Here is a 16,129-nt window from a genome sequence, read left to right on the forward strand (position 1 = left end):
TCAAAACCGTCGGGAAGCGTGGCGCTTACGGGAGGCTGGAAATGGCGCGGGCAGAGGCCGGCGCGCCGCCTCAGAGCTCTTCGCGCCGCCACTTGCCCCGGATCTGATAATAAAACGGCGTCGGCAGGTAATGGCTCATTCCGGCCTTGAGCCGTCCACGCAGTTCCGCCAGCACCTGGCGCGTCACGTCCGGCAGGTCGAGCTTTTCGGCCTCGTCGAAGCGGACCCAGGCCAGTTGCACCAGTTCCGCGTCGGCATGGGCGAAGCCCTCCAGCCTGGCGGTCACGGCGCGCGCGTCGAGAGCGAAAAAGCGGGTGTCGAAACGCTTTGGCCGCGAGGGCGGGGTGATGGCGCGGGCGATGAAATGCAGATCCTGCAAATCGGGCAAACACTTATGCGCGGCGTAGGTTCGCCAGGCCGGGGGCGGGCGTTCCGGGCCGCCAAATTCGCCCGAGCCGACGACATGGCCCGTTTCCTCAAAGGTCTCGCGGATTGCGGCCAGAGCCAGTGCGCGGGCGAAAGTCGGGCCGGCGCCTGCGCGGCCTTTCAGCAGCCGCGTTTCGACCCGGGAGTCGAGCGGGCCGGCGATGTTCATGCGGCGGTCGCACGGCTCCAGTCTTCCACCGGGAAAGACAAACTTTCCGGGCATGAATTTCAGCGCCGCGTGGCGCTTGCCGAGCAGGATTCTGGGATTTTTCTTGCCGATCCCGTCGAGCAGGATCAGCGACGCCGCGTCGCGCGGGTGGACGGGCCGAGGCTTGCTTTGGCGTGTTTCACCTTCGGTCATGGGCTGTCCCCGAAGAAGCGACGCTCGTCCGGCGTCTCCACCCCGAAGCCATGCATGCGCAATGCCCATTGATAGGAGATCAGCGCGCCTTTCACGATGGGCAGCAGCCAGAGGCTCAGCAGCAACCCGATGACAGGCCAGACGACCATCTGCGGCCAATCCGGCAGGTTGGGGAAGAGTTCCTGTCCCGCGATGACGCCCGAAACGACGATATGCCCGACAATCACCATGGTGACATAGGGCGGCATGTCGTCGGCGCGCTGATGGAACAATTCTTCGCCGCAGGCGGGGCAGCGATCATTGACCTTCAAATAGGCGTAAAACATCTTTCCCCGCCCGCAGGCGGGACAGAGGCCGCGCATGCCGCGTTTCATCGCCGGCCAGACGGGACGCGGCGTCAGGACAATATCGGCCATTTCGGGTTTGCTCGATTCGGCGATGGTCATGCGCGGGTCCTCCGCCGGGACGTTCTTGCTGACGGGCGGGCGCGCGAGGCTTTGGCGCCCTTGGTCTTGAGCGCGCTGGCGCGGCCCGCGCGCGCCTTGCCCTCGCTCAGCATTTCAAAACGCAGTGCGCCGGCGAAGGGCGCGGCCTCGACCAGCTTCACCGTCACTTGATCCCCGAGCTGATAGGTCGCGCCGGTGCGCGCCCCGATCAGCGCATGATGCGCCTCGTCGAAACGGAAATAATCATCTCCGATGGAGGCGGCGGGAATGAAGCCGTCGGCGCCGGTGTCCGACAGCTTGACGAACAGCCCCGCATGCGTGGCGCCGGCGATGCGGCCCTCGAAGCTGGCTCCGATTTTTTCCGCCAGAAAGGTCGCGATCAGCCGGTCGGTCGTCTCGCGTTCGGCAGCCATGGCGCGTCGCTCGGCGGCGGAAATGCGCGCCGCGATCTCGGCGAGATGTTCGCGCCCCATCTCGGGCAGGCCGCCGGGGCCGAGATCCAGCGCCCGAACCAGCGCCCGATGGACGATGAGATCGGCATAGCGGCGGATCGGCGAGGTGAAATGGGCGTAGCGGCGGAGATGCAGGCCGAAATGGCCGTAATTTTCCGCGACATATTCGGCCTGCGCCTGGGTGCGCAGCACGATTTCGTTGACGACATTCTCGTGCTCGGTGCCGCGCACCTTGGCGAGAATTTCGTTGAACTGCATCGGCTTCAACACTTGGCCCTTGGCCAGCTTGATGCCGATGGTCGCGAGGAATTCCGACAGCGCATTGAGCTTCTCGACGGAGGGCTCGTCATGGGCGCGGTAGATCAGATGCGACTTCTCCGCCTCCAAGGTCTCGGCGGCGGCGACATTGGCGAGGATCATGAATTCCTCGATCACCTTGTGCGCGTCGAGACGCGGCGGCGTCAGCACGCGGTCCACCGTGCCGTCTGCTTTCAGCAGGATCTTGCGCTCGGGCAGGTCGAGGTCCAGCGGCGACCGCTTGGTCCGCGCGATCTTCGTGGCCTCATAGGCGCGCCATAGCGGCTTCAGGGCTTCGTCCAGCAGGGGGCGGGCGGTGTCGTCCGGACGCCCGTCGATGGCGTCCTGAGCCTGTTGATAGGAGAGCTTGGCCGCCGAGCGCATCATCACGCGATGGAAGCTGTGGTCCAGCTTGTGGCCGTCCTTGCCGAGGCGCATGCGGCAGGCCAGTGCGGGCCGGTCCTCGCCCTGACGAAGCGAGCAGAGGTCGTTGGAAATGCGCTCGGGCAGCATCGGCACGACGCGGTCAGGGAAATAGACCGAATTGCCGCGATCCAGCGCTTCCTTGTCGAGCGCGCTTCCGGGCCGCACATAATAGCTGACGTCGGCGATGGCGACGGTGACAATGAAGCCTTCCGGATTGTCCGGCGCGTCATCGGGCGCGGCGTGGACGGCGTCGTCATGGTCCTTCGCGTCGGGCGGGTCGATGGTCAGCAAGGGCAGCGAGCGCCAGTCCTCGCGACGGAAGCCTTCCGCCTCCATCCGCGCGGGCTTGGCGGCTTCCGAAGCCTCGATGGTGTCGGGTCGGAACAGGTCCGGGATCGAATGAGTGTTGATGGCGATGAGGCTGATGGCCTTTTCGCTGTTCATCGAGCCAAGCCGCTCGCGAACCTTGGCGATTGGCTGGCCGAGCCGCCCGCGAGACAGCGTTTCGACGCTGACGAGATCGCCGTCGCGGGCCTCGCCGCGATCGGCCTCCGCGATGCGGTATTCCTTGTCGCGCATCTTCTTGTCCACCGGGACGATGCGCCCGCCGCCATGGCGCAAGTCTTCGCGGAACACGCCGAGGATGCGCTTGACCGCGCGCGACAGCAGCTTGACGACGCGGCCCGAATAGGCCGGACCGCCGGTCTCGCGCAAAGGCGTGACGCGCACCAGCGCGCGGTCGCCGACGCCCGCCGCCGGCGGGCCGCCGACGCGCGCCTTTCTCGGCGCGAAGATTGCGATCCGAGGCAGGGGGCCGAGCGCTTCATCCCATTCCACCGGCACGGCGATCAGGTCGCCGTCGCGGTCGCGGGTGGTGATGTCGGCGAGCACGATCTGGGGCAGGGCGCCTTTTTCGTGGAGGCCCTTGCGCGAGCGCTGGATTTCGCCTTCAAGCTCCAGCTCTTTCAGGATCTTTTTCAGCAGGATCTTGTCGTCGCCGCGAATGCCGAAGGCGCGGGCGATCTCGCGTTTGCCGATCTTGTCAGGCAAAGCGGCGCCTGCCTGCGCCGCCGCCTCACGCTCGCGGGCGATGAAGGCGAGGATGTCCTCGCGGCTCGGCATGGGAGCTTTTTTGGGGGCGGGTTCTTTCGGCACAGCCGCAACATAGGGGGTGATTGGCCCGGCGTCACCCCCGCCCGCGATAAGCCGCCACGCCTTGATCCGGTAGCCAGAGGCCCTTGGGCGGCTCGCCAGTCTGCCAGAATACGTCTATGGGCATGCCGCCGCGCGGATACCAATAGCCGCCAATGCGCAGCCAGCGGGGCGCAAGCGCCGCGACAAGGTCCTTGGCGATGCGGATCGTGCAGGCTTCGTGAAAGGCGCCGTGGTTGCGGAACGAGGTGAGATAAAGCTTCAAAGCCTTTGATTCAACGAGCCATTGATCCGGCACATAGTCAATCACGAGATGAGCGAAATCCGGCTGGCCGGTGACCGGGCACAGCGAGGTGAACTCGGGCTGGGTGAAGCGCGCGACATAATCCACATCCGGATGCGGATTGGGCACGCGGTCGAGCACGGCCTCGTCGGGGCTCTGCGGGGTCTTGGCCTGCGCGCCGAGCAGGCCGGCGCCGTCGTGGGTCTGAACCATTTCTTGTCCTCTGCCCCGGATTTACGCGCGACCACGCCGCCCGGCAAGGCGGGCCGCCGGGAAAATCCACGCTGCGGCCTTTGGCCATCTTTTTTATTTCATTCATCCGGCGTAGAAGGCCGCCATCCGTTTCCGCCAGCTTTGGCCTCACCGCCAATCTGCCGCAAAGCCGCATATCACCGATCAGGGGAGCCGCATGACTGAGATTATCGACATTTTCGCCCGCGAAATTCTGGATTCGCGCGGCAATCCTACGGTCGAGGTCGATGTGACGCTGGAAGACGGCTCGTTCGGCCGGGCGGCGGTTCCGTCGGGCGCCTCGACCGGCGCGCATGAGGCGGTCGAACTGCGCGACGGCGACAAGGCCCGCTATCTCGGCAAGGGCGTGCTCAATGCGGTCGAATCGGTCAATGGCGAAATTTTCGACGCCATTTCCGGCCTCGACGCCGAAGACCAGGTCGCCATCGACGAGGCGATGATCGAGCTCGACGGCACGCCGAACAAGGCGCGTCTCGGCGCCAACGCCATCCTCGGCGTCTCGCTGGCGGTCGCCAAGGCCGCCGCCGACGCCTCCAAGCTGTCGCTTTACCGCTATGTCGGCGGCACGCAGGCCCGGGTCCTGCCGACGCCGATGATGAACATCATCAACGGCGGCGCCCATGCCGACAACCCGATCGACTTCCAGGAATTCATGATCCTGCCGGTTGGCGCCGAAAGCCTGGTGGAAGCAGTGCGCTGGGGCGCGGAAGTGTTCCACGGCCTCAAGTCCGCGCTGAAAAAGGCCGGCCACAACACCAATGTCGGCGATGAAGGCGGCTTCGCCCCCAATCTGCCGTCGGCCGAAGCGGCGCTCGATTTCGTCGCCAAGGCCATCGAGACGGCGGGCTTCAAGCTCGGCGAGGACATCGCGCTCGGCCTCGATTGCGCGTCGACCGAGTTCTTCAAGAACGGCGCCTATCATTACGAAGGCGAAGGCAAGGTCCGCTCCGTCCAGGAGCAGGCGGAATATCTGAAGAAGCTCGCCGAGGCCTATCCGATCGTCACCATCGAGGACGGTAATTCGGAAGACGACTGGGAAGGCTGGAAGATCACGACCGATCTCATTGGCAAGCAGGTTCAGCTGGTCGGCGACGATCTTTTCGTCACCAACGTCTCCCGCCTGCAGGACGGCATCAAGCAGGGCGTGGCCAATTCGATCCTGATCAAGGTCAACCAGATCGGCACGCTGACCGAGACGCTGAACGCCGTCGATATGGCCCAGCGCGCCGGCTATACGGCCGTGATGTCGCATCGTTCGGGCGAGACCGAGGATTCCACCATCGCCGATCTCGCCGTCGCCACCAATTGCGGGCAGATCAAGACAGGCTCGCTGGCCCGCTCCGACCGGTTGGCCAAGTATAACCAGCTCATCCGCATCGAGGACGAACTGGGCAAGCAGGCGATCTATGCCGGCCGCTCCGCGCTCAAGGCGCTCGCCTGAACGCTTCAGCAACAGGGGCGTTGAGGGTTTTTCCCGCAACGTCCCCGAGGCGTCGGCGCCGTGAATAGTCAAAAACTTCTCGTCGCCCTGGTCTTTCTGGCGACCTATGGCGGCGTCGCGTTCGGGCGCTTGCCTTTCACCCGGCTGGACCGTGCCGGCATCGCCCTCGTCGGCGCGACCGCCATGGTCGTTTGCGGCGGCCTCACGCTCGACGAGGCGTTCAAATCCATCGATCTGGGCGCGCTGGCCCTGCTGCTTGGCATGATGGCCATCGTCGCGGAACTGGAGCTGGCGGGCTTTTTCCGCAGCGCCAGCCTGTTCGCGGCCCGCCGCGCCCATTCGCAATTTGCGCTGCTCGCCGGAATTGTCGCGGTCACGGGCCTGTTCTCGGCCTTTCTCGTCAATGACGCGGTTTGCCTTGTGATGGCGCCCCTCGTCTTGCGGGTCACGCGGGCGGTGAAGCTGAACGCCAGGCCCTATCTGCTGGCGACGGCGCTCGCCTCCAACGCTGGCGGCGCGGCGACGATCACCGGCAATCCGCAAAACATGATCATCGGCGCGGTGTCGCAGATTCCCTATGGCCGCTTCGCCGCCGCGCTGGCGCCGGTCGCCGCCGTCGCGCTGCTGCTGGTTTTCGTTTTCATCGCTTTCGTCTATCGGAGCGATCTTCGAGAGCGCCCTTCCGGCGAGCCGGAGATCGGTCCGGCGCGGGCGCATAAGGGCCTGACCTTGCGCGCCGCGATCACGGCGCTTGGCGTCGTCGTCGCCTTTTTCCTCGGCGTTCCCGCCCCGGAGGCGGCGCTCGCGGGCGCGAGCCTGCTGCTGCTGACCCGGGCGATCAAGCCGCAGAAGGTCTATCGCCGCATCGACGGCGGCTTGCTGCTGATGTTCGCAGGGCTGTTCATCGTCGCAGCGGCGGGCGAAAGGGCCTTCCTGACGCCGGACGTCTTGCGGCGCGCGCAGGGCTGGGGGCTGGAAAACGCCTGGATTCTGACGGCGGTCACGGCGACCTTGTCCAATCTCGTCAGCAATGTCCCGGCTGTGCTCGCCCTGAAGCCGTTCATCGCTCAAATGCCCCGTGACAGCTGGCTGGTTGTGGCGATGGCTTCGACGCTCGCCGGCAATCTCACCCTGCTCGGCTCGGCGGCCAATCTGATTGTCGCCGAAATCGCACGGCGTTCGGGCGAACCCCTGAGCTTTTGGGATTTCCTGGTTGTCGGCTTCCCAGCGACCGTCCTGTCGCTTGCTTTCGGCGCAGCGCTGTTAAGCGCCTGGCCGCCCGGCTGATCCGGGGCGGCGTTTGCCTCAGCCGTTCAACGCGCGCAGCAGTTGCATGGCTTCATCGCGCAGGGCGTAAAGGGAAAAACCGATGATGCCGAGCACCGCGAGGCTGACGACGGTCCGGACCGGCGAGCGCTTCTCTTGGCTGGCGACGAGAATATCAACATGTTCGATCTTGCCGCCGACGCCGCGACGGCGCGGAGCAGACTGCCTTTCAAAATTGGTTTCGATCGTGAATCCCAGGCTGGCCATGGTCGTCGTCCCGATTTGATTTCGAGAACCGCCATTTCGTTCCAGTTTGAAACAAGGCGGCGGTCTTGTTGAACAAGCTTCAAATCGGGCGCCAGAGAAGGGTCTTTTCGATTTTTTAACCGTGGCCTAACCTTTCCGGGCGAGAGTGACGCCAGGACTCAGAGGCGCCAGCCTGCGAGTCTTCGCTAGGCGCGACTGCGCCGCCGAGCTTATGCGAGGGAATTCTTGACCGCGACGAGTCGCGGTCAAGGCTCAAATGGTAAGAGTCATGGTTGTCCGCACGCGCTTCGCCGCCATCGCCATTCCCTTGCTCTTCCACGTCTTCTCGGGCGCGGTCGGAGGCTTTTTCGTCTGGCACGCCTTCCACGGCGAGCGCGGCATCGCCGCCGATCTCGAAACCCGCCGCGAAATGGCGGAGATCGAATCCAAGCTGAAAGTCGTGCGCGCGGAAAAGGCCGAGTGGCAAAAGCGCGTCAATCTGCTGCGCGGACCGGTGGTGGACCGCGACCTGCTCGACGAGGAGGCGCGCAACCTGCTCAATCGCGTCAGCAAGACAGATCTCGTCGTGATCCTGCCGCAGGACAAGGGCCAGCCGCTCCAGCGCTGAGATCGACGTCCATCTCGCTTTTTCATCGGCTTCGGGCTAGCTTTCCGACAAGAAGGCCTGCGATTCCCGCGCGATCCACCGCACGGCGAAAAGCGGGCGCGGGAGGATCCATGGCCGCCGCAAATCCTGCGCCGCCGGAAAGCGGCAACGTCCGTCTGGCCGCCTTTCTCGGCGATGGCGACGATGTTTCGATCTATCGCGCCATGCTCCTCATTCGGCGATTCGAGGAAAAAGCCGGCCAGTTGTTCGGAATGGGCCTCATCGGCGGCTTCTGCCATCTCTATATCGGGCAGGAGGCCATCGTGGTCGGCATGAGGCTCGCTGCGCGCGAGTCCGACCAGTTCATCGCCTCCTATCGCCATCACGGCCAGTTGCTCGCCTGCGGCGCCGACCCGCGCGCGGTCATGGCGGAAATGACCGGGCGGCGCGGCGGGCTTTCGGCCGGCAAGGGCGGCTCGATGCATATGTTCGCGCCGGAATGCGATTATTACGGCGGCCATGGAATTGTTGGCGCCCAGGCCTCGATCGGGGCGGGGCTGGCCTTCGCAAACGCCTATCGCGGCGACGGGCGCGTCTGTGTCTGCTTCTTCGGCGATGGCGCCGCGGACCAGGGCCAGATCGCGGAGACCTTCAACATGGCGGCGCGCTGGCGCCTGCCGATCGTCTTCGTCATCGAGAACAACCGCGCCCAGCCGAGCGGGGCTGGCCGCCCGGGGCATCTCGCCCGCCGCGGCGCCGCCTTCGACATTCCCGGCGAAACCATCGATGGCATGAGCGTGGAGGCGGTGCGCGAGGCGGGCGCGCGGGCGATCGAACGCGCGCGAAGCGGCGGCGGGCCGACCGTTCTGGAAATGCGCACCGAACGCTATCGCGGCCATTCGCTGGCCGATCCCGCCAAATACCGGCGCAAGGACGAGACCCGGGCTTCGCAGGCGCCGGACCCCATCGAGCGCCTGCGCGAAAAGATCCTGAGCAGCGGCCTTGCCGACGATGACCATTTGAAACGGCTGGACGCCCAGGTCCGCTCCATCGTGGCGGAGGCGGCGGAATATGCCGCGCACAGCCCCGAGCCCGATGCAGCGGATCTCGATACCGATGTGCTGATCTGACGTGGGACCCTTTGGAGACGTGAATGGCGACCCGTGAGACTCACCAGGAGACGCCTCAAGAGACGCCTCAAGAAACGCGACATGAGATGACCGACGCGACGACTTTTGTGCTTATGCCCGCGCTTTCGCCCGAGATGAAATCCGGCAAGCTTGCGAAATGGCTGAAGCGTGAAGGCGACCGCGTCGATGCGGGCGACATTCTGGCGGAGGTCGAGACGGACAAGGCGACCATGGAAGTCGAGGCCGCCGAATCCGGCGTGCTGGAGCGCATCCTCGCGCCGGAGGGGGCGGAGAATATAGCCGTCAATTCGCCCATCGCGGTGATCGCGCCGGACGATTTACCTGCCTCGTCGCCGCTGGCGCTCTGCGCGCAGGCAGCAAACGACTTGCCCGAGGCCGAAGAGGAATTCGTGCTGCGCATCACGGTGCGCGAGGCTCTGCGCGAGGCTCTGGCCGAGGAAATGCGGCGCGACGCCAATGTGTTCGTGCTGGGCGAGGAGGTCGGCGATTCGCAGGGCGCATTCAGGATCACGCAGGGGCTTTTGCAGGAATTTGGCGCGCGGCGGGTGGTGGATTCGCCGATCTCGGAACACGCCTTCGCCGGGCTTGGCGTGGGCGCGGCCATGGCCGGGCTGCGTCCGGTGATCGAATTCATGAGCTTCAATTTCGCGCTGCAGGCGATGGACCATATCGTCAATTCCGCCGCCAAGACGCTCTATATGTCGGGCGGCGCGCTGAACATTCCGATCGTGTTTCGCGGCCCGAACGGGTCGCGGGCGCGGGTCGGCGCGCAGCATGCGCAGGATTTCTCGGCCTGGTTCGCCCATATTCCCGGCCTCAAGGTCGTCGCGCCCTATACCGCCGCCGACGCCAAGGGCCTGCTCAAGGCCGCGATCCGCGATCCCAATCCGGTGATCTTCCTCGAGCACGAAAAGCTCTATGGCCAAAGCTTCCCGGCGCCGCGCGACAAGGATCACCTGGTCGAGATTGGCGCCGCCAATATATTTCGCGCGGGGCGGGACATCACGTTCATCGCTTTCTCTCATGCCGTCGGCCTCGCGTTGAAAGCCGCCGAACGGCTGAGCGAGGAGGGGATAGAAGCCGAAGTGATCGACCTGCGCACGCTGCGTCCGCTGGACATGAACACGATCCTTGGCTCGGTCGCCAAGACCGGGCGCTGCGTCATCGTCGAGGAGGGCTGGCCGCGAGGCGGGATCGGCGCGGAGATTTCCGCGCGCCTGATGGAAGAGGCCTTCGACGATCTCGACGCGCCGGTGGCGCGGGTGACGGGCAGGGACGTTCCCATGCCCTATGCCGGCAATCTGGAAAAGCGCGCGCTGCCGACCGAGGCCGACATTGTTGCGGCGGCCAGGAAGGCGCTCTATCTGAAAGCTTGAGCCGTCAGGCGACGTGCGGGAAAAGGGAGTTTCATGAGCGAGTTGAAACGCGAATTGTCGGTTCCGCCCGACGTCGAGACCAATGGCGGCACGGAAATCCTGCGCCTGTTCATCAGTTCCGGGGCCATGTCCTTGTCCATGCAGCGCGCTTTCGCGGAGCCGGAGGCCTGGGGTCGCCTGCTCGCGGAACTGGCGCAGCAGGCGGCGGCGCTTTACGCCCGCGAAACGCCGCTCGACGCCGAGTCGGCGCTGGCGGACATCCGCATCGCGCTCGACGCCGCCCTGGACCAGATCGAATCCGGTCAGACGCCGCTCAATTGAGCGCCGCAGTTCGGGACGGAGGGACCATGGCGATTGCGATCCTGATGCCCTCCCTCGGAGCCGCCATGCGGAAGGGGCGGCTGACGCGCTGGCTGCGCCGCGAGGGCGATCTCGTCGAGGCGGGCGAGCCGGTCGCCGAGATCGTCACGCCTCACGCGACCATGGATGTCGAGGCGCCGCAGACCGGCGTGCTGGCGCGCATCATTTTCGCGGCGGGCGAAGCCGAAATCGCGGCGGGCTTGGAAATCGGCCTGATCGAGCCGGGGCCAGCGCCGCATCAGTCTTCCGAGGCGCGATCAGGGCGCCGCGCCGCGCCGGCGGCTTCGCCGCGCGCGCGCCGCCTGGCGCGCGAGGCGGGCTTCGATCTTTCAGGCGTTGTCGGCGGCGCCCCCAATGGCCGCATCGTCGAGTCCGACGTCCGCGTCGCAATCGAGGCGCATGGGCGGGATCCACGACCGCCGGGCGCAACTCCGCCTCTCCGCGCGCGGGACGGGCGGGCGCCGCCGTTGATCGAGGCGGCGCAATGGACGCCGCAGGTCCATCTCGAAGCCGATTGCCGCATCGACGCGCTGGAAGCCCTGCGCGCGGAACGCAACAACGCCACGCGCGCCGCGCACAAAACCCGAATTTCGCTGCTCGATTGCGTGGTCAAGGCGCTCGCCGGGGCTTTGGTCCGGACGCCGCGCGCCAATGTCGCGCTCACGCCCAAGGGTTATGAACTGGCCCGCCACGCCGACGTCGCTCTCGGAATGGTCTTCGACGGCGAGATCGTCGCGCCAGCGCTGGCCGCCGCCGAGGCGATGTCTCTGGAAGAAATCGCCGCCGCGCGCGCCGCATTTTTGGCCGGGCGCTTTTCGGCGAACTCCTTCGTCGGCGGGGCCAGCTTCATCGTCAATCTCGGCCATTTTGGCGTCAAGCGCGTGTTCCCGGTCGTCGTCGCGCCTTGGACCAGCGTGCTCGGAGTCGGCGCTTCGGAAAAACGCGTCGTCGTGGAGGACGGGGCCGCAACGATCGCCACCGTGCTTGCGGTGACGCTGGCTGTCGACCGCCGCGCCATGGACGAGCGTGCGGCCGGCGCCTTGCTCGCGGCCTTCAGGCAACTGATCGAACGTCCGGCGGGACTGCTCGATTAACGCTCCATTGCGGGCTGGCGGATTAGAGTTTATGTGATCCGAGATCGTATAGCCGGAACAAAACCATGGCCGTCGTCATCGACACCCTGAAATCCGATCCTCGCAAGCAGGACGAGGCTCGTCCGCGCCACCCCGAAAAGGCGCACAAGCCGGACCAGCCCATCGCGCGAAAGCCGGACTGGATCCGCGTCAAGGCGCCGGGATCGAAGGGCTGGGCCGAGACCAACGCCATCGTCAAGGCCAACAAGCTGGTGACCGTCTGCGAAGAGGCGGGCTGCCCCAACATGGGCGAGTGCTGGGAAAAGAAGCACGCCACCTTCATGATCATGGGCGACACCTGCACCCGAGCCTGCGCCTTCTGCAACGTCAAGACCGGCCTGCCCGCGCCGCTCGACGCGGCCGAGCCCGCCCATATCGGCGAGGCGACCGCCAAGCTGGGCCTGTCGCATGTGGTCGTGACCTCGGTCGACCGCGACGATCTGGACGACGGCGGCGCCGCTCATTTCGGGGCGGTCATTGCGGCGATCCGCGCCGCCAGCCCCGCCACCACCATCGAAATCCTGACGCCGGATTTTTTGCGCAAGCCCGGGGCGCTGGAGCGCGTGGTCGCGGCCAAGCCGGACGTTTTCAACCACAATCTTGAAACCGTGCCCTCGAACTATCTTACGGTGCGTCCGGGAGCGCGTTATTTCCACAGCCTGCGCCTGCTGCAGAAGGTGAAGGAGCTGGACCCGGATATTTTCACCAAGTCCGGCATCATGCTGGGGCTCGGCGAGGAGCGCAACGAAGTGTTGCAACTGATGGACGACCTTCGCTCGGCGGAGGTCGATTTCCTCACCATCGGGCAATATTTGCAGCCGACCCGCAAGCATCATCCGGTCAAGGACTTCATCCCGCCCGAACAGTTCAAGGCCTATGAGTCCATCGCCTACGCCAAGGGCTTCCACCTGGTTTCGTCCTCGCCATTGACGCGCTCGTCGCATCATGCCGGCGAGGATTTCGAACGGCTCCGCGCCCGCCGGCGCGCTTCGCGGGGGTGAGACGGCAATGCCGAGCTTCCGCACCAGCCATGTGGTGAACCACACGCCGCAGCAGATGTTTGATCTGGTGGCGGATGTGGAATCCTATCCGCAATTCGTGCCTCTGTGCCAGACCTTGCGCGTCCGCCGCCGTTTCGCGGGGGCGGATGCGGCCGAGGTGATCGTCGCGGAAATGGAAGTGGGCTACAAGGCGATCCGCGAAAGGTTCACCAGCCGGGTGACGCTGGACCGCGCCGCGCATCGCATCGATGTGGAATATATCGACGGCCCGTTCAGCCATCTCGAAAACATGTGGCGGTTTGGCGAGGCTGATGGCGGAAAGTGCCGGGTCGAATTCTATATCGCCTATGAATTCCGCAGCCGCGCCCTGGCCACCCTCATGGGCTCGATGTTCGACGTCGCCTTCCGGAAGTTTTCTTCGGCTTTCGAGACCCGCGCGGACGAGGTTTTCCGCCCCGCCTGAGGGCGCTTCGTCGTCGGAACGCGCGCGCAAAGCCAGTGAAGCAAAGCTCAAGCTTGCGTAAGAAAACTTCCTGCATACCAAAGCAACCGCGTGGCGCTAGTTAAGTAAAGCTTAACCTTGCGCTGCCGGATGTGGCCGGGCTAAAAAATGAACGGCCCCGCCGCCTTGCGCGCGCGGGGCCTTCTATTCGCCCATGGCGAATTCTGATTGTGATCAGAAGCTAATGCGGTGTTTCCCGCTATGAAATCTGAACTGCTTCGATGATGGGCATCTCCCGTCAATGAGGCCGATTCCGTGCATTTCCGTCCTGTTTGGCGTCAAAACGCCGCGCCTGGACGGAGGCGGCCGGAAAAGGCGAGCTGAGGTGGAGTCATCGTTCCCGTTTTCCAAATCCTCATCGCTGGAGCGCCTGAAATCGAGGGCTAGCCCGATTCCGGCGACGATGTTCGATATGGGCTGGTCGATCAACACAAGTGCTAAGGCGTTTTAAGTCTCGGCCACTCGATAGATTTGATCGATCGGGTTACTGCTCGCCGCACAGGTTCGTAGCCCGTCGGCGTTGTCCTTGACTTGAAAGCGGCTCCGCACGTCTTTCAATCAAGGCTGCAACATATAGAAGTGTGACATCTTTTTTGCGCTCGTCAATAGGCGAATTCACATTTCCGTGCGCAGTCGTGTGTCCCTTGGTCGCATCTTGCGCAGGACATGAACGGCGCCGCGAAACTATGCTAAACGGCTTTTAGCGCGTCGTTCCAGCGCCTTCGCCGTTTCGGCGGCGAGCCGGGCGCGGAAGGGCGCAAGCGCGGCCGGGGCCGCATTTTTGTGTCTTGTGGATGAGGCCATGAAGGGAATTTTTGCTCGCGCCGTCGTCACGGCGATTCTATTCGGGATCCTCGCCGGATCGGCGCGGGCGGCGGAACGATTCGACCATGTTTTCGTGATTGTCCTTGAAAATCACGGCTTCGACGACGCGGTCTCCAATGGCCCCTCGCCCTTTTTGCGCGAGTTGGCGGGTAGTCAGGGCCTGGCGACCAATTATTTCGGAATCGCTCATCCCAGCCTGCCGAATTATCTGGCCATGATCGGCGGCGACGATTTCGGCGTCCGGGACGATCGGCCGAGCTGCTTTTCGTCAGACATTTCTTCCTCGACCGCCTGCAACAGGATTCCCGGCGATTCGCTGGTCGGACAGCTGCGCGGCGCCGGGTTGAGCTTTTCGGTCTATGCCGAAAGCCTGCCGGAAGCTGGCTCGCTGGTCAGCGTGGCGCCAGGCGGTCCAGCCGGCGCGCTTTACGCGCAGAAGCACAATCCGGTTCCCTATTTCGAGGAACTGGCGCGCGATTCTGCCGTGCTGGCGCTGATGAAGCCATTTTCGGCTTTCGCGGCGGATCTCTCGGGGGCGACGCCGAATGTCGCCCTGATCGTGCCCAATCAATGCCACGACGGTCATGGCTTGCCGGTCTGCCGCGACCGGGACCAGCTCGTGGCCGATTACGACGCCTTCGTGCGCGACACGGTGACGGCGATTCGCGCCTCCAAGGCCTGGACGCGGCGCTCGGCCATCGTCATCACCTTCGACGAGGGCGCCCGCAGCCTTTATCCCGAGGCGCCGGTTTCCGAAATCGCCCGTCGCGCGGGCGGGGCCGACAATCATATCGCGACGATCATCGTCACGCGTTGCGGCGCTGCCTTGCAGGACGCCACGCGATACGACCATTACAGCCTGCTCGCCACGATCCAGGACGGGTTCAATTTGCCAAGGCTGCGCAAGTCCGCGCAAGCGGAGCCGATGAGCCGACTTTTTGCGCATCGTTGCGAGCCTTGAACGGCGCTGTTCACTTCGCCTGGACTTGAACGGAGCCTTGCGGGCGCGGCAGTTTGATATGAATGGTCAGTCCGCGCAAAGGTGGCTAATGTCGCTGCTCCAGGGATGAAACTGGGGCGGCGGCCCCGGCGAGAGAGGGCAGATCGAGCCGGGGCCGCCGCGATCGCCGGTCTGGATCGCGCGGGAGATGGGAACCGCCGTCCGGGCCTGACGATGACTGCCTTTCGCGTCAAAAATTGCTGCGCTCAGGCGTGATGTATTTAAATTACATATTGTCGCGAGACTATCGCCAAAAAGGCTCTTGCGGCAAGCGAATTTTTCCGCGATTGGTGCGCGGAACTGGTGGAGCGGTCATGACAGGCAATAAAATCAACGCTCTTCTCGCGCTGCATAGCGGGGGGCGTTTTCTGGTCGGGCACGATCGGATCATGCTGCTCGAAAAGGTCGCGGAGCTTGGCAGCATCGCCAAGGCGGCGAAAACGACGGGCTTCAGCTACAAAACGGCTTGGGACTCGGTCAACGCCGTGAACAACCTTCTGCCGACGCCGGCTTTCATCACCCGTCCCGGCGGGCGGTCCGGCGGCGGCGCTGAAGTCACGGAAGAAGGCCGCCGGCTCCTCGCCACCTTCCATCGCCTGGAAGAAAAGCTTTCGCTGATCTCCAACATCATCGCGGAAGAGGGGCTGGAAGGGCAGGAGGAGGCCTTCCTCTGGGCGCTGGGCGCGCGGATTTCGGCCCGCAACGTCTTCCAGACCGAGGTGGTGCAGGTCAAACGCTGGCCGGTGGATGTCGAAGTCACGCTGAAATTCGCCGACGACCGCAAAATTCTCGCCATCGTCACAAATGAATCCGCCGACGATCTCGATCTGACGCCGGGGCGCAAGGTTCTGGCTCTGGTCAAATCCTCCTTCATCCGTCTGTTCTCGCCGGAACACGCGCCAGAGGGCGGGCGCAACGCCTTTGTCGGCGAGGTGGCGGACCGCATCGACGCCGAGCGCAACAGCGAGATCCGCCTCGACATCGGCCTCGGCAAGACCGTGCATGCGGTGGTTCCGCGGCAGACGGCGGAAGACCTCGGGCTTCAGGTTGGCGCAAAGGCCACCGCGACCTTCGATCCCACCCAGGTCATTCTGGCGGTCAATTGACCGGCCCCGGCGATCCTTGC

General features: G+C 64.8%; 16 protein-coding genes. 11 read left to right on the forward strand and 5 right to left on the reverse strand.

What is annotated here, in order from left to right:
* Positions 1–70: 70 nt before the first annotated feature.
* From QM467_RS03025 to queF, 4 genes are all read right to left on the reverse strand, one after another.
* Positions 71–787, reverse strand: coding sequence for an NUDIX domain-containing protein (locus tag QM467_RS03025; protein ID WP_283364820.1), 717 nt, complete (start codon positions 785–787; stop codon positions 71–73).
* Complete coding sequence (locus tag QM467_RS03030; RefSeq protein ID WP_283364821.1) at positions 784–1,233, reverse strand: DUF983 domain-containing protein; 450 nt, start codon at positions 1,231–1,233, stop codon at positions 784–786. Before QM467_RS03030 ends, QM467_RS03025 begins: the two co-directional genes overlap by 4 nt.
* Entirely contained in the window at positions 1,230–3,530 is a 2,301-nt protein-coding gene (gene rnr / locus QM467_RS03035) for a ribonuclease R (RefSeq protein WP_283364822.1), read from the reverse strand. The genes QM467_RS03030 and rnr overlap by 4 nt, the downstream gene beginning before the upstream one ends.
* Positions 3,531–3,594: 64 nt before the next feature.
* Positions 3,595–4,056 (reverse strand): preQ(1) synthase, encoded by a 462-nt coding sequence (queF, locus tag QM467_RS03040; protein ID WP_283364823.1) that lies wholly within the window; start codon positions 4,054–4,056, stop codon positions 3,595–3,597.
* Positions 4,057–4,252: 196 nt separating this feature from the next.
* Between queF and eno the strand changes: the two genes are divergently transcribed.
* Complete coding sequence (eno, locus tag QM467_RS03045) at positions 4,253–5,536, forward strand: phosphopyruvate hydratase (RefSeq protein ID WP_283364824.1); 1,284 nt, start codon at positions 4,253–4,255, stop codon at positions 5,534–5,536.
* A 60-nt stretch (positions 5,537–5,596) separates the two neighbouring features.
* On the forward strand, positions 5,597–6,823 hold the full coding sequence (locus QM467_RS03050) for an anion transporter (RefSeq protein ID WP_283364825.1): 1,227 nt from the start codon (positions 5,597–5,599) through the stop codon (positions 6,821–6,823).
* Positions 6,824–6,841: 18 nt separating this feature from the next.
* Here QM467_RS03050 and QM467_RS03055 read toward each other — a convergent pair whose 3' ends face one another.
* Entirely contained in the window at positions 6,842–7,069 is a 228-nt protein-coding gene (locus QM467_RS03055; protein WP_283364826.1) for a hypothetical protein, read from the reverse strand.
* 268 nt (positions 7,070–7,337) lie between these two features.
* On the opposite strand from QM467_RS03055, the gene QM467_RS03060 reads away from it, so the two are divergent.
* From QM467_RS03060 to QM467_RS03100, 9 genes are all read left to right on the forward strand, one after another.
* Positions 7,338–7,676 (forward strand): septum formation initiator family protein, encoded by a 339-nt coding sequence (locus QM467_RS03060; protein ID WP_283364827.1) that lies wholly within the window; start codon positions 7,338–7,340, stop codon positions 7,674–7,676.
* A gap of 110 nt (positions 7,677–7,786) precedes the next feature.
* Positions 7,787–8,785, forward strand: coding sequence for a pyruvate dehydrogenase (acetyl-transferring) E1 component subunit alpha (pdhA, locus tag QM467_RS03065; RefSeq protein WP_283364828.1), 999 nt, complete (start codon positions 7,787–7,789; stop codon positions 8,783–8,785).
* 86 nt (positions 8,786–8,871) lie between these two features.
* A complete protein-coding gene (locus QM467_RS03070) occupies positions 8,872–10,182 on the forward strand; it encodes a pyruvate dehydrogenase complex E1 component subunit beta (RefSeq protein ID WP_283365038.1) in 1,311 nt (436 codons plus the stop codon).
* Positions 10,183–10,215: 33 nt separating this feature from the next.
* Positions 10,216–10,503, forward strand: a complete 288-nt coding sequence (locus QM467_RS03075) for a DUF5076 domain-containing protein (protein WP_283364829.1) — start codon at positions 10,216–10,218, stop codon at positions 10,501–10,503.
* 26 nt (positions 10,504–10,529) lie between these two features.
* Positions 10,530–11,636 carry a 2-oxo acid dehydrogenase subunit E2 gene (locus QM467_RS03080; RefSeq protein ID WP_283364830.1) on the forward strand — a complete coding sequence of 369 codons (1,107 nt, stop codon included), beginning with the start codon at positions 10,530–10,532 and terminating at the stop codon, positions 11,634–11,636.
* A gap of 65 nt (positions 11,637–11,701) precedes the next feature.
* Positions 11,702–12,676, forward strand: coding sequence for a lipoyl synthase (gene lipA, locus QM467_RS03085; RefSeq protein WP_283364831.1), 975 nt, complete (start codon positions 11,702–11,704; stop codon positions 12,674–12,676).
* Positions 12,677–12,683: 7 nt separating this feature from the next.
* The gene (locus QM467_RS03090) at positions 12,684–13,139 is read left to right on the forward strand and encodes a type II toxin-antitoxin system RatA family toxin (RefSeq protein WP_283364832.1); all 456 of its coding nucleotides are present in this window, start codon (positions 12,684–12,686) and stop codon (positions 13,137–13,139) included.
* Between the two features lie 841 nt (positions 13,140–13,980).
* Entirely contained in the window at positions 13,981–14,964 is a 984-nt protein-coding gene (locus QM467_RS03095) for an alkaline phosphatase family protein (protein WP_283364833.1), read from the forward strand.
* A gap of 353 nt (positions 14,965–15,317) precedes the next feature.
* On the forward strand, positions 15,318–16,109 hold the full coding sequence (locus QM467_RS03100) for a TOBE domain-containing protein (RefSeq protein WP_283364834.1): 792 nt from the start codon (positions 15,318–15,320) through the stop codon (positions 16,107–16,109).
* The last annotated feature ends 20 nt before the right edge of the window (positions 16,110–16,129 follow it).

It is taken from the genome of Rhodoblastus sp. 17X3 (genome assembly GCF_030056575.1).
In the GTDB taxonomy this organism is placed as follows: domain Bacteria; phylum Pseudomonadota; class Alphaproteobacteria; order Rhizobiales; family Beijerinckiaceae; genus Rhodoblastus.

What these genes read in the sequence shown, in the direction of transcription:
- QM467_RS03090 (WP_283364832.1), top strand. Translation starts at nt 12,684, where the DNA reads ATGCCGAGCTTCCGCACCAGCCATGTGGTGAACCACACGCCGCAGCAG.
- lipA (WP_283364831.1), top strand. Translation starts at nt 11,702, where the DNA reads ATGGCCGTCGTCATCGACACCCTGAAATCCGATCCTCGCAAGCAGGAC.
- QM467_RS03055 (WP_283364826.1), bottom strand. Translation starts at nt 7,069, where the DNA reads ATGGCCAGCCTGGGATTCACGATCGAAACCAATTTTGAAAGGCAGTCT.
- eno (WP_283364824.1), top strand. Translation starts at nt 4,253, where the DNA reads ATGACTGAGATTATCGACATTTTCGCCCGCGAAATTCTGGATTCGCGC.
- pdhA (WP_283364828.1), top strand. Translation starts at nt 7,787, where the DNA reads ATGGCCGCCGCAAATCCTGCGCCGCCGGAAAGCGGCAACGTCCGTCTG.
- QM467_RS03060 (WP_283364827.1), top strand. Translation starts at nt 7,338, where the DNA reads ATGGTTGTCCGCACGCGCTTCGCCGCCATCGCCATTCCCTTGCTCTTC.
- QM467_RS03100 (WP_283364834.1), top strand. Translation starts at nt 15,318, where the DNA reads ATGACAGGCAATAAAATCAACGCTCTTCTCGCGCTGCATAGCGGGGGG.
- QM467_RS03070 (WP_283365038.1), top strand. Translation starts at nt 8,872, where the DNA reads ATGACCGACGCGACGACTTTTGTGCTTATGCCCGCGCTTTCGCCCGAG.
- QM467_RS03030 (WP_283364821.1), bottom strand. Translation starts at nt 1,233, where the DNA reads ATGACCATCGCCGAATCGAGCAAACCCGAAATGGCCGATATTGTCCTG.
- QM467_RS03095 (WP_283364833.1), top strand. Translation starts at nt 13,981, where the DNA reads ATGAAGGGAATTTTTGCTCGCGCCGTCGTCACGGCGATTCTATTCGGG.
- queF (WP_283364823.1), bottom strand. Translation starts at nt 4,056, where the DNA reads ATGGTTCAGACCCACGACGGCGCCGGCCTGCTCGGCGCGCAGGCCAAG.
- rnr (WP_283364822.1), bottom strand. Translation starts at nt 3,530, where the DNA reads ATGCCGAGCCGCGAGGACATCCTCGCCTTCATCGCCCGCGAGCGTGAG.
- QM467_RS03080 (WP_283364830.1), top strand. Translation starts at nt 10,530, where the DNA reads ATGGCGATTGCGATCCTGATGCCCTCCCTCGGAGCCGCCATGCGGAAG.
- QM467_RS03025 (WP_283364820.1), bottom strand. Translation starts at nt 787, where the DNA reads ATGACCGAAGGTGAAACACGCCAAAGCAAGCCTCGGCCCGTCCACCCG.
- QM467_RS03075 (WP_283364829.1), top strand. Translation starts at nt 10,216, where the DNA reads ATGAGCGAGTTGAAACGCGAATTGTCGGTTCCGCCCGACGTCGAGACC.